The organism is uncultured Clostridium sp. (assembly GCF_963527835.1).
In the GTDB taxonomy this organism is placed as follows: Bacteria; Bacillota; Clostridia; order Clostridiales; family Clostridiaceae; genus Clostridium.
Window position 1 is genome coordinate 12,308 of record NZ_CAURTC010000027.1, and the last position, 13,026, is coordinate 25,333.

Below are 13,026 nucleotides of genomic sequence, written 5' to 3' on the forward strand. Positions count from 1 at the left end.
TATTATGATACTTATAACTGGAGCAAATGGGCAAACTGGTCGTGCAATAATTAAGGCTTTATTATCTAAAGGTGAGCGGATTAGGGCTTTCGTTTATACAACCGAACAAATTCAGGAAATTAAATCCTTAGGTGAGATGGAAGTAGTTACAGGAGATATGATGGATCAAAAGGTTGTAGATGAAGCATTTATCGGAGTTAGTGCTGTATACCACATTTGTTCTGCTGTAAATCCTCTTGAAGTTGAGATAGGACAAATGATAATAAAAGCTGCTCGCTCGGCCAAAGTAGATCATTTCGTATATCATTCAGTATTGCACTCCGTACTTCAAGATATGCCACATCATCAGAAAAAACTCAAGGTTGAGGAGCTTCTGGTGAATTCAGGAATCCCATATACTATTATTCAGCCAGCAGTATTTATGCAGAATATACTCGAGTCTTGGAAGTCACTTAGTGAAAAAGGTATATTTCAACAAAAGTTTTTTACTACTCAAGAAACTCGCATGTGTATGGTTGACTTAGAAGACTTAGCCGAGGCCGCTTCTATAATTCTCACGAGTCCAGGTCATACTGGGGCTACATATGAACTTTGTGGACCTGAAAATTTATCTTTGTCTGATATGATAGCAGCTATTGAACAGCATTTTGGTCGTGAAATCGAAGTTGAAACGCCTCAAGACGAAATGTTTGCAGCACAATTTAAAAAGCTTGGAGTAGGAGACTATCAAGTAAATACACTATTAAAGATGTTTCAACATTATAATGAACATGGATTTATCGGTAATCCAAATGTTTTGACGTGGATATTAGGTCGAAAGCCAAATGACTTCTCATCCTTCATTCTTAGAACATTGAAAAGCAAAATATAATGGTGTTAATTAAAATCCTATAACAAAGAAATAATATAAGATAATATAATAGGGGGAAATAAATTATGAATTTTTGCTGGATAACATTAAATGTAAGCAACATGGAGGAATCTCTGAAATTCTATCATGAGATAATTGGTTTGAAAATTTCAGAAAGATTCAATGTGAGAGAAGATATTGAAATCACAATGCTTGGAGAAACTGATGGCACCAAAGTAGAGTTGATATATAATAAAAACCAAAATGTTTCGACACGAAGTGATGGGCTTTCTATTGGTTTTGAAGTTAAATCACTTGATGAAGCTATGGAACTTTTAAAAATCAAAAATATTCCAATCAAAAGAGGGCCAATTTCGCCATTACCATCATCTAGATTTTTCTTTATAGATGACCCAAATGGCATAGAGATTCAAATAGTTCAGCATAATTAGGTGTAAATATTATGAGATCATTCTCAGACATAAAATATGACAACTGATTCTTTCAACTTTTAGCTTCTTCATTATTCTATAGAAGATTAGGTCAAAGATTATAAGAATATCATCAATTTTATAATTGTTGATGTAATAACATATAGCCAATATGAGGAAAATTTAGTTCGAAATATTCTTTTATAACGTAATAAGGTTAAATCAAAAACCACGACATTTCTATCGTGGTTTTTAGTGATGATATCAAAATTACTCAAACTCTTATTTCAAAAAAGTCTGCGTCATTTATGGTACGGTTCACCTTGAATCGCTCTAAACCAATATTATCAATCATGGGATTCGATAATATCAGTTATTTTTAGCCAAATACCAATTTTAGTAAAAACCTCATTTACTTATGATATGGTTCAATATTTCTAATTCTAAATATTAATAACCCTCGACAACACATTTCTGTATTGTCGATGGTTTCATGGTGGAGGCGAGGCATGACCTTTGAAATTCACCACGTGCAATTTTAGCAAACTTGCTTGAAAATAATTAAACGATATAAATGTTAAATGTATATTATTATATATTAAATTAATCTCCAAATTTATAACTAACGCCCAAACAGTTTTAATATACTTAGGTTTCTTATTATCCTCTTCTATTTTATCTCTCAAATTTCTAATAAAAATCTATTTTATACACTGTATGTTTATGCTCCAATGAGCTCTTTTACAAAGATAGTTTTTGGATTTTCTCTTATTTCTTTTGGAGTTCCAGATTGTATTATATCACCTTCATCCATTACAATCATCCTTGTCCCAAGCTTTAAAGCCTCCCGAATATCATGAGTTATAAAGATAATTGTTACATTAAGCTCATTATAAATTCGTAAAATCTCCTCCTGTAAAAGCTTTCTCGTTATTTCATCCACTGCTCCAAAGGGCTCGTCCATTAATATTATATTAGGATTAGCTGCTAGAGCTCTTGCAATGCCAATACGTTGACGCTGGCCACCTGAAAGTTCTCCTGGATAACGATTTAAGATTTCTTTACTAAGACCTACTGACTTTATCAAGTATTCAGTTCTTTCTTGTATGCTTCTTTTATTGTCCTTATTTATTAAATCTGGTACATATGATATATTTTTTCTTACATTCATATGTGGAAATAATCCAACCTCCTGAATAACGTAGCCAATTTTTCTTCTTAACTCAATCTTGCTAATCTTTGATATATCCTCTCCATATACTGATACTCTGCCCTTATCTGGTATTATCAGACCATTAACTAGCTTAAGCAGTGTTGTCTTTCCGCAGCCTGAGCTTCCTATTATAGTTAAAAACTCACCTTTATCTATGCATAAATTTAAATCTTTTAATACTTCCTTATTTCCATATGATTTGCATATACCTTCAAATTCTATAAGCCCTCTTTTATTCATGATTTGCTCCCTTATAAGTTATAATATTATCAACTTTTCATAATACAAAGATCTTTATATTAAGCCCTTCTTCTTTAAAAACTCTTCTGCTACTGTTTTTTCATCCTGTCCCTTTAAATCTACCTTATTATTTAATTCTGCCATTTCCTTTTCAGATATTATATTATTCATTTTCATTAAAGCTTCCTTAAGCTCTGAATGCTCTTTTAACACATCATTACGTACAATGGTTCCACAGTAATATGTTTGATAGAAATTTTTGTCATCTTCAAGCATAACAACATCTGCGTCTGCAAGCTGTCCATCTGTTGTAAATACATTCATTACATCTATTTCCTTAGAATTTATTGCTTTATACTTTAATCCTATATCTAAATCAATTGATTGTTTAAAATTTAATCCATATTTTGTACATAAAGCATTAAATCCGTCTTCCCTTTCATAAAAATCATATTCTGCACCAAAAATTAAATCTTTAGAATATACTGCAAGATCTGAGTATGTTTTAATATTGTACTTTTCTGCAAAATCTTTTCTTATTACCAATCCATAGGTATTATTAAAACCATATAGTCCAATCCAACTCAAATCATAATTGCTTTCATATTTTTCTTTTAATTCTCTATACAATGCTTCATCATCTGGAATTCCATCTTCCTTTAAAACAAAACTCCATCCAGTACCTGTATACTCAGAATAAATGTCAAAATCCCCTTTAACAATTGCTGGATGAATATTGCTTGTACCTCCTCCAATTCCCTTTGTTATATCAACATTTAAATCTGTATCATTCTCAATAAGTAACTTTAACATTTCACTTAATATGAACTGTTCAGTCATTGGCTTTGTTGCGATCTTAATTGTTTCACTTTTTTTCGTGCATCCCCATAATGTAATCATTAATACTAAAGACATTATAATAGATAAAATTTTGCACTTTTTTTTCATTAATTCAGCCTCCATTTTCTTTTTATAATTTTCTCAATACTCCCAATAAGAAAATCAGCAATTACAGCCAATAATGCAATCAGAAGACTTCCTGCGATTGTCATTGTTGTGTTATTTGTTGTTATTCCACGATAAATTGCAACACCTAAACCCCCAGCTCCAATAAAAGAAGCAATACCTGTAAGAGCAATTGTCATTATCACCATATTTTTAAATCCTGCAAGAATTACCGTTGTAGCTAGTGGAAGCTTAATCTTATATAATATCTCAAAAGGAGTACTCCCCATACCTTTAGCACATTCAATAATTGAAGAATCTATATTATCTATGCCTGTATATGTATTTCTAATCATAGGAAGTAACGCATATATAGTCAGCGCTATAACTGCAGTTGTATTTCCAATACCTGAAAATGGGATTAAAAAGCCAAGCAAAGATATAGATGGAATAGTGTAAAGGAAATTTGTCACAGCAAGAATGACTGTAGAGGTTTTTCTGTACTCACTTATTATTATTCCTAATATTCCTCCTATAATTGTGGCTATTAATATAGACATTCCTGCAATTTTCAAGTGTTCTAATGTTAGCTCTATGAAGAAATCTCTTCTTTCAAAATAAATTTGTAACAATTCTTTAATTTCTGTGCCCTCCATTTATCATTGATATATTCTTTACTATAATACTATTGATAAAAGAAAAACTTTCCTAAAATTTACTTTTAAGAAAGTTTTAAATTAAATGCTTTTTTATGTAATATTAAAAAAGCTACCAATACTATTAACGAAGATGCTAGTAACATACCAAAAAGATATCTCTTATTTAACTCATAAACAAAAGAGGATACCATTGGTGATACTGCATATCCTAGAGACTCACATGCTTCTACAAATCCAAAAGCAAAACGCTGGATGCAAAAATACAAAAGCTCTTTTTAGTAAATATAACACTATTTTTAATATTCATAATAAATTCCTCTAATAGTAAATGATTATTCTTAGTATTTATTACTAGAGTAGTTGTTATGCATATATTATGCTTTTTACGTTATAGTAAAACTTGTGTTAATATAAGATTGTTATATTTTACATTTTTGATTTATTAAAGAAAAGCATATATAAACTGCTAACTAAAACAGATACTAATAAAAGTCCAAGAAAGAAATAATTTTTATTACTACTGTAGATGCATGCTGAAGTCAATGGTCCAACAGCATATCCTAAAGATTCTGAAGCACCAACAACGCCAAAAACAAATCCCTTTATTCTAGGATTAGCTCCAAATTCTGAAATAGAACTCTGAAGCGCTGCATTAAGAAAAGTTGCTCCAAGAAAATACATTATAATTGTAATTGTAAATACAGGAACACTTCTTGTTATTATTAAACCTAATAGTGTTAAATCCATTAATGCAAAAGAGAAAAAGAACTGCCTTCTGTTACCTATCCTGTCACTTACATAACCTGCTATTGGTGCTCCCATTCCGAAAACTAATAAATAAATTGAAATAATAGAAGAAGTGTAAACTGTTGATACACCAAGGACCTCCTGTCCATAAAAGTGAAAAAGCGCAACTACACATGAATATATATAATCACCTAAAAATGCACTGGAAGCTAAAATTACAATTTTATATTCAAGGTTGTTTTGGCGTATTTCCTTAAGTATTTCTTTTATCTTACTCTCACTATTATTTTTACTTTTTTCTTTGATACTTTTTATTTTTCTTACATTAAATATTACATATAATAAAGCGATAAATATTCCAAATGATGATATGCAAAATACCATATTATAGCTATTTAGTTTAGTTACAATAAGTCCTGCAATAGCAGCACCTATTCCACCTCCAAACGTAAAAACTGCTGCTGCAAGGCCAGTACATTCGCCTCTTTTATTTGGATCAAGTGTTCTGGCTAGTATTGAGTATGTTGCAGGAGCTGCCATTCCAAGTACTGCTCCCTGCAACACATATAAACTTCCAACAGTAAAATTTGTATCTGCAAACACATAGCCTACTGGAATAAATGTCATAAAAAATAAAGTTAACTTTAATACTAATTTGTCTCCTATATGGTCAGAAATAATCCCAAATGGTATTTGTGTAAGTGTCTTGCTTACACCATAAAGTGATATCACAACACCAATTGTTACAGTCTCCATACCTATGGATTTAAAGAATAATGGTATGACTGGTATCATAAAGCTATAACTTATTCCAAAAATTAATCGGTATATGCAAAAGTCCTTAAATTCTCTATTTTTAAAAAGAACACTCTCTTTATTAATCATACTTTCTCCTAAATACTTTTTCAGTCTTATATTATCCATTGTATTCCTTATGATTTATAAATATTATAAGTTCATTCTTTTTGTTTATTATGCTTTACGTAATAAGTTTAAAAATAAAATGTACCCTATTAAGTAAACAAAAAAGGTCTACTATATAAGGTACATTCTTGTCCTAGAATTATATAAAAGTATGCACTCCCCCTCTTTCAAAAGTCTAATGGAATGTGTATTTATTTCATTGACAACAAAAAATATATTATGATTTATGTATCATTTAAAAATTATTAAAAAACAAAGTCTTTTAATATATTATTTAATTTTTCAAAAACGCTTAACACAAACTTTAATATATAAGGTAAAAAGAATGATGCTAATAATACTGAAGTAGCCAAAACCAGTACATTATAATTTATAACTTGTCCCATTTTAACCTGATATAGATGTATCGCTCCTATAGATATAGAACCAACTATTAATACTTTAGATGCTATCCATGAAACTATATTTATGATCTGACATACTAATATTATTACTGATAATACAGCTATTAATGGTAAAGCTAATATCTTCAATGGTAACATAAACAAATCAAATATTTGTTTAGTATTACTTTTTGGGCTTTTTTCAACCATTTTTTGTTTTCTATGTCTTTCTTCTCTATTATCGTTCCTATTATTTTTCTTATCGTTATTTTCTAAAAATCCTTTTTTACTATTATCTTTCTTTTTTGCGCTAGTATTTCTAACTTTGCTTTTTGATCTGCTTCTAGAAACTGAAGTTCTACTTTTATTATTAACTTCCAGTTCCTTTTCTATTTCTTGTGGTTGCATAATTAGCGTTTCATTTTTATCCATTAGTGGACTTTCTTCTAATCTATTTAAAGCTTCATATGCCTCATCAAATAACTTCAGAAATTCATTAAGTCGTTTTTCATTAACTACTTCCTTTTTAATTTTTTCTACTTGCTTTTCATATGCTTCTTTTATTTCTTTTTTTGATGCATTTTCTTCTATGCCTAGTATTTTATAATAATCTATCATTTCTCATCTCCGTCTAAACATCATTAGTTAATATAATTATTTTATTGACCATAGCATTCTTTTAATTCTTATTCTCCAACCATTATTTTTAATATCTCTTTATCAGTTTATCCCATACCTTCACGTGCCATTCTACCTACATTATCTATTGTATTATCAACATCTTTTGCAACTATTCCATCACCACTATAAAACTGTTTACCATTTAAATACATATGATATCCAAGAATTCCTGCATCTACTGCTGCTGCAGCTTTAGCTCTAATTTTTATATCATTACCATAAGTAGTTATTTGATTTTTCACCTTATTGTTACTTAAAATAATCTTTTACCTTTGCTAATATTATACTTAAAATTAAAGTTAATTTAAAGTATATTACACTTCATATCTTCTCTTCTTTTTGAGTATTTTAATATCATAACACCTTTATCTGATATATATTCATCTAAATGTAAATCTATTTTAGGATTATTTTCTAAGAATAAAGGTCTACCTTTTCCTAATATAGTAGGTATTATTCCTATAATGTACTCATCTATAATATCGGCTTTTATAAAGTTATCTACAAGACCACCACCACCAAATAGAAATATATACTTGCCTTCTTTTTTTCTCTCTGCTTCTATTACTTTGCATATATATCTATTTACAAAATGTATATTGTCATGGTCCTCTAAACTAGCTGAAGTTGCTACATATACTTTTTTATTTTTAAAATCATTATGGAAATTCTGATCATAACACTTTTTACCCATAACTACAACATCTGCACCTTCTAAAAATTTGCCATAGTCCCACTTGTTTTCGGTATCTAATTTAGTATCACCATCGCCAACTATCCAATCAAACCCGCCATCTTCTGAAGCTATATATCCATCTATACTCATTGCTAAATTTAATATTATTTTTCTACTCATATTTTTTCCCCTCTTTGTTTATAATTATATCGTAATATATATTTTTACATTCTTACCCTATAAAAATTCTTACTTAATACAAAATATAACTGGAAATAAAATTTCCAGTTATATTTAATAGCAAATATTTAATTTACATTTTCACAAAAGTCATTAACGTATCTATACTTCTTATTAAACTCTAATGTCCTTTATGCTTTTTTTTCTTTTTATTTTGCTTTATTTCAAATTTCCTTATTTGCTCACTTTCCTTTTCTTCTTTACTTTTTTTCTTACGTTGTATCTTATTAGTTTCATGTTGTTCTTTTATTGCTATTTGTGCTTTCGTCCCTATTCCTTTGCTTTTTAATTCTTTTTTTATTGCCCTTTGTGCTCTCTTTGGATTTTCTCTCTTTTTTAAATATTTTTCATCTTCTATTTCTTGCAGGGCAAATTTTAAACTGTAATAATTCTTTAATACAAAATTAAAGATTTCTTCCTCTTTTGGTTCAGAACCAAAGGTTACTTTACTAACTTTATAATATTCCCCTTCTTCAATTTCAAATACTCCTATCCAAAAAGGTTCATTGAATAAAACTGTTAGCTTAACTGATATTAACATAAGCTTCTCCTCCTGAAAATAAAAACTTCTAAGAGAACGGACAACCCAGGAGGGCAGGTTACTGCTATATATTTATTATAGGTTCTGACTACCAACAGAACTGTGTTTTTATCTCTCACTTAATATTATATCCAATTAATTGGACATGATAAACATTTTATTATATATATTGCATTCCTGTCTTCATTTAAGTCCCACAATAAGTCTTATATGGACAACTTGTTGGTTTTGGTAATGTAGAATAATATTCATTAATATTTGAATAGTCATAAGGATTTTTAAGAACATCTAAAAGATGTTGCATAACACCATAATCATTATCTTTAACTGCTGCATCTAAAGCCTCTTCTACTCTATGATTACGTGGTATTACTGTTGGATTACTTTGCTCCATTAGATTCTTTAATTCTTCACTTGATTGATCTTGTCTTGTTAATCTTCCTTGCCATAATTCATACCACTTCTTAAATTCTTCACTTGCAAACATATCTATATCACTTAGATTACCTAATGTTAAATTACGAAAAGTATTTGTATAATCTGCCTTAAACTTTTTCATCATAGTTAAAAGAGATTGTATTAACTTTTTATCTTCCTCTTCCTCATTAAATATTCCAAGCTTTGCTCTCATTCCTGTATGCCAATATTTATTATATAAATCACTATACTTCGATATTGAACTTTCAGCTATTTTAACTGCCGCTTCTAAATCTTCATCTAATAATGGTAATAATGTTTCTGCAAATCTAGCTAAGTTCCAAGCTCCTATTTTAGGTTGATTCCCATAAGCATATCTACCATTAATATCAATAGAGCTAAATACAGTATTAGGGTCATAACTATCAATAAATGCACAAGGACCATAATCGATAGTTTCTCCTCCAATAGACATATTATCAGTATTCATAACTCCATGAATAAAGCCAACTAACTGCCATTTTGAAATAAGCTTTGCTTGACTCTTTATAACTTCATTAAGTAAATATAAATAAGGATTACCTTCATATTCTGCCTTTTTGAAATGTCTATTTAAAGTGTAATCAGCTAATGCTTTAAGTTCTTCAATTGTTCCCCAGTTTGCAACAAATTGAAATGTACCAACACGTATATGACTTTTTGCTATACGAGTTAAAATTGCTCCTGGTAAAATTTGTTCTCTTATTACGTCTTCACCTGTTGAAACTACTGCTAAACTACGAGTTGTTGGAATTCCTAATCCATACATACCTTCACTTATTATGTATTCTCTAAGCATTGCCCCTAAAGTCGCTTTTCCATCTCCTCCCCTTGAATATGGCGTTCTACCTGTGCCTTTAAGCTGAATATCAAATCTTTCTCCATTTTTCGATATGAATTCACCTAAAAGAACGGCTCTACCATCACCTAACATTGTAAAATGTCCAAATTGATGACCTGCATAACCTTGCGCAATCGGAACTGTGCCTTCTAAAATTTTATTTCCAGCAAAAAAATCTACTCCATCATCACTTTGCAAAAACTCTTCATTTAAGCCTAGATTCTTTGCTAGTGATTTATTAAATGCTACTAGCTTAGCACTTGGCACTTCGCTTGGATTCTGTTTTGAAAATAATTTTTCTGGAAGTTTAGCATAAGTATTTTCTAAATTTAAATATTTATCTGTAATCACTTCTTTATTTTTCATTTTATCTCCTCTAATATTTCTATTTATAATAGAATACTAAATTATATTATAGTTATACACTGACATACTTGCTTATAATAATAGCGCTTAGTATAGAATAAATGTCAGATACATCATTAGTTTGTACATAATTTTTTTTATTATTCTAATATGAATTTCTTTTCCATTTATTTAGATAGTGTTAAAAGTTATTTTGATATATCCTTTTATTTTCCATTAATTCCTTAGTCGCTATTACAACTGCTTCATGATCTGATGACAAAAGAAAAAGAGCTAAACCAAACGGCTTATCTCCTTCACATTCAATATTATCAACAGACTCAGAGATAATATCTTTTAATATATTTAATAATAACATTCTCCACTGCATTTATCATTAAATAACTGCTCTTTTACTCTCTTCTTTTGCCAATGCTATAATACTTCGTTTATATAAATAGTTATACTACGCTATTTTTGTTTCTTTAATTAATCCATCTTTTTGATTTACGCCATATTTTCTAATTTCGTTAATTAAAACAATACCTGTTACAACTAATGATATAATATCAGCAGTTGGTTGTGCAAACCAAATCCCATTTAAACCAAAGAATTTAGGTAATATTGCTATCATAGGTATTAATACTATAACTTGTCTTAATAAACTTAATAGCATAGCCATCTTTGCTTTTCCTGTTGATTGAATATAATTAGTACCTACTATTGATATTCCTATTATAGGCATTGCAAATGCATATTTTCTTAATCCATTAATAGTTATACTCATAAGTTGTGAGTCTTTGTTAAATGCTCCAACTAAAATGTGCGGTGCAAGTTGTATAAATAAAGAACCTAATATAAATACAGTTGTAGCTGACATCAAACTAATTTTTAAAGTCTTTTTAGCTCTATCATATTTTTTAGCTCCATAGTTAAACCCTACTATAGGTTGCATTCCTTGTACAAAACCATATGCCGGCATTACAAATAGCATATTTATTGAGCTTATTGTTGCCATTGCACCTATTGCTAAATCTCCACCATAATTTTTTAATGAAGAATTAAACATAACTTGAACCATGCTAGTAGCTAATTGCATTGCAAATGGAGCCATTCCTATTGCAAATATTGTTTTTATAATTTTTATATCTAATTTTAAATTTATTTTTTTTAATTTTACGTTTGATTTTCCTCTTAAATAATATGATAATCCCCATAGTGATGAAGTTGCTTGAGATATTATCGTCGCAAGTGCTGCTCCTTGTATTCCCATATTAAATACAAATATAAATACTCCATCTAATACTATATTTATAATACACCCTACTGCCATTATAATAGCTGAAAGTTTTGGACTTCCATCTCCTCTTATTAAGTTACTAAACATCATTGACATTAGGCTGAATACTGTACCTATTAATATTACACTCATATAAGCTTTTGCATAAATTATTGTATCAGCACTAGCTCCAAAGATTGTAAGTATTTTATTTAAAAATATTGTTCCAAATATAGTTAACGTAACACCAATTATTGCTGCTAAACTTATTGCATTTCCAACTATATGTTCAGCTTTTTCTCTTTTTCCTTCTCCTAGCTTTATAGATATATTTGTCGTTGAACCAACACCTATAAGTGTCCCAAAGGCAATTATTATCGACATCATTGGCATTGTTATTCCAAGTCCTGTTATTGCCATAGGACCAACACCTGGTATATTTCCTATAAAAATTCTATCTACAACATTATAAAGTGCATTTACCATCATTCCAATGATTGCTGGAATTGAATATTTTAATAATAATTTTCCTATGGGCTCTGTACCTAGTATATTTTGAGTATTATTCATAATGCCCCTCCTCTTTTGTTTATATGTTTATATTTTTACATACTTTTTCAAGTAATTTTTTTAACTCTTCTTCTTCTTCATTAGTTAAGCTTTCACTTATTTTTTTGTTCCAATCCTCAAAAACATTATATACATCAGCTTTTACTTCTTTAGATTTTTCTGTTAAATAGATTCTATTAGCCCTTTTATCATCAGTATCTTTAACTCTAGTTATAAAGTCTTGTTCTTCTAATTTTTTTAAAGCTCTAGCTGTTGTACCTTTATCTATTTTTAATTTTTCAGACATTTCTTCTTGATTTTTTCCATCTTGATTATATAAAGTCATTAAAAACATAAGTTGTCCTGATCTAATATCATATTTAGCTACTTCTCTATTTATAAATATAGTTGATTTTCTGTATAATTGAGAGATGTATCTAGCACACTCATTATTGTTATTATTTTCTTTACACATATTTATCCCACCTTTAATATAGTTGTCTATGCAACTATATTATAATATCATAAATTAGTTGCGTACGCAACTAATTGAGAATTAAAAATACGTAATTAAATAATCTAATCTATATACCTCTATTTATCTCAATACTAGATTAGCATTTAATAAATCTTTATTGTTAAACATTTTTATATAGCAAAAATCCACGACAATTATCGTGGATTTCTATATTCAATAGGAGTTAAGATTTAAATTTTTTAATTATAAAGACATATATTTTACTTTAACACCATCAACATCAAGTAACTCGTTTTCAAGTATTTTTATTTTATCTAAACTAGAATGAATATGTAAAATTATCAAACCCTTCTCGGAACAAGAATTTTGACTAACTTCGTGAAGACCAAGTCTAGTTTTTATAATGCATCCATGTTTAGTTAAAATAGTTTGAACTTGTGGAGCATGAGCACTTCTGGGATCAATAGTTATTGCCATAATTACATTTTCCATAAATTACATCTCCTTATTTTTATATTTTAAATTATTATCTCCAAATAACTTGAATT

15 protein-coding genes and 1 pseudogene are annotated in these 13,026 nt (G+C 29.0%); 2 read left to right on the forward strand and 14 right to left on the reverse strand.

Features of this window, described 5'->3' with window-relative positions; all coding sequences use genetic code 11:
• The first annotated feature begins 4 nt into the window (after nucleotides 1-4).
• Both RYM86_RS12800 and RYM86_RS12805 read left to right on the forward strand, forming a co-directional pair.
• Nucleotides 5-871 (forward strand): NmrA family NAD(P)-binding protein, encoded by an 867-nt coding sequence (locus RYM86_RS12800; protein WP_315080931.1) that lies wholly within the window; start codon nucleotides 5-7, stop codon nucleotides 869-871.
• Nucleotides 872-936: 65 nt separating this feature from the next.
• A complete protein-coding gene (locus tag RYM86_RS12805) occupies nucleotides 937-1,302 on the forward strand; it encodes a VOC family protein (RefSeq protein ID WP_315080932.1) in 366 nt (121 codons plus the stop codon).
• A 700-nt stretch (nucleotides 1,303-2,002) separates the two neighbouring features.
• Here the strand turns inward: RYM86_RS12805 and RYM86_RS12810 are convergent.
• From RYM86_RS12810 to RYM86_RS12875, 14 genes and pseudogenes are all read right to left on the reverse strand, one after another.
• Entirely contained in the window at nucleotides 2,003-2,734 is a 732-nt protein-coding gene (locus RYM86_RS12810; RefSeq protein WP_315080934.1) for an ABC transporter ATP-binding protein, read from the reverse strand.
• 54 nt (nucleotides 2,735-2,788) lie between these two features.
• Nucleotides 2,789-3,682, reverse strand: coding sequence for a glycine betaine ABC transporter substrate-binding protein (locus RYM86_RS12815; RefSeq protein WP_315080936.1), 894 nt, complete (start codon nucleotides 3,680-3,682; stop codon nucleotides 2,789-2,791).
• Nucleotides 3,682-4,335 (reverse strand): ABC transporter permease, encoded by a 654-nt coding sequence (locus RYM86_RS12820; protein WP_315080937.1) that lies wholly within the window; start codon nucleotides 4,333-4,335, stop codon nucleotides 3,682-3,684. The genes RYM86_RS12815 and RYM86_RS12820 overlap by 1 nt, the downstream gene beginning before the upstream one ends.
• 65 nt (nucleotides 4,336-4,400) lie before the next feature.
• Nucleotides 4,401-4,604 (reverse strand): hypothetical protein, encoded by a 204-nt coding sequence (locus tag RYM86_RS12825; protein ID WP_315080938.1) that lies wholly within the window; start codon nucleotides 4,602-4,604, stop codon nucleotides 4,401-4,403.
• Between the two features lie 160 nt (nucleotides 4,605-4,764).
• Nucleotides 4,765-5,970: an MFS transporter gene (locus tag RYM86_RS12830; RefSeq protein ID WP_315080939.1), complete on the reverse strand. Its 1,206-nt coding sequence runs from the start codon at nucleotides 5,968-5,970 to the stop codon at nucleotides 4,765-4,767.
• 284 nt (nucleotides 5,971-6,254) lie between these two features.
• Nucleotides 6,255-7,010, reverse strand: a complete 756-nt coding sequence (locus tag RYM86_RS12835) for a DnaJ domain-containing protein (RefSeq protein WP_315080941.1) — start codon at nucleotides 7,008-7,010, stop codon at nucleotides 6,255-6,257.
• 107 nt (nucleotides 7,011-7,117) lie between these two features.
• Nucleotides 7,118-7,267: pseudogene (locus RYM86_RS12840) on the reverse strand (L-serine ammonia-lyase, iron-sulfur-dependent, subunit alpha); the annotation flags it as partial.
• 110 nt (nucleotides 7,268-7,377) lie between these two features.
• Entirely contained in the window at nucleotides 7,378-7,929 is a 552-nt protein-coding gene (locus tag RYM86_RS12845; protein WP_315080942.1) for a dihydrofolate reductase family protein, read from the reverse strand.
• A 181-nt stretch (nucleotides 7,930-8,110) separates the two neighbouring features.
• On the reverse strand, nucleotides 8,111-8,530 hold the full coding sequence (locus RYM86_RS12850; RefSeq protein ID WP_315080943.1) for a YjdF family protein: 420 nt from the start codon (nucleotides 8,528-8,530) through the stop codon (nucleotides 8,111-8,113).
• 187 nt (nucleotides 8,531-8,717) lie between these two features.
• Nucleotides 8,718-10,193 (reverse strand): protein adenylyltransferase SelO family protein, encoded by a 1,476-nt coding sequence (locus RYM86_RS12855; RefSeq protein ID WP_315080944.1) that lies wholly within the window; start codon nucleotides 10,191-10,193, stop codon nucleotides 8,718-8,720.
• Nucleotides 10,194-10,374: 181 nt separating this feature from the next.
• Complete coding sequence (locus RYM86_RS12860; protein WP_315080946.1) at nucleotides 10,375-10,563, reverse strand: hypothetical protein; 189 nt, start codon at nucleotides 10,561-10,563, stop codon at nucleotides 10,375-10,377.
• Nucleotides 10,564-10,638: 75 nt separating this feature from the next.
• Nucleotides 10,639-12,021: an MATE family efflux transporter gene (locus tag RYM86_RS12865; RefSeq protein ID WP_315080948.1), complete on the reverse strand. Its 1,383-nt coding sequence runs from the start codon at nucleotides 12,019-12,021 to the stop codon at nucleotides 10,639-10,641.
• A 19-nt stretch (nucleotides 12,022-12,040) separates the two neighbouring features.
• Nucleotides 12,041-12,475, reverse strand: coding sequence for a MarR family transcriptional regulator (locus tag RYM86_RS12870; protein ID WP_315080949.1), 435 nt, complete (start codon nucleotides 12,473-12,475; stop codon nucleotides 12,041-12,043).
• Between the two features lie 246 nt (nucleotides 12,476-12,721).
• A complete protein-coding gene (locus RYM86_RS12875) occupies nucleotides 12,722-12,970 on the reverse strand; it encodes a hypothetical protein (protein ID WP_315080950.1) in 249 nt (82 codons plus the stop codon).
• Between the last annotated feature and the right edge of the window lie 56 nt (nucleotides 12,971-13,026).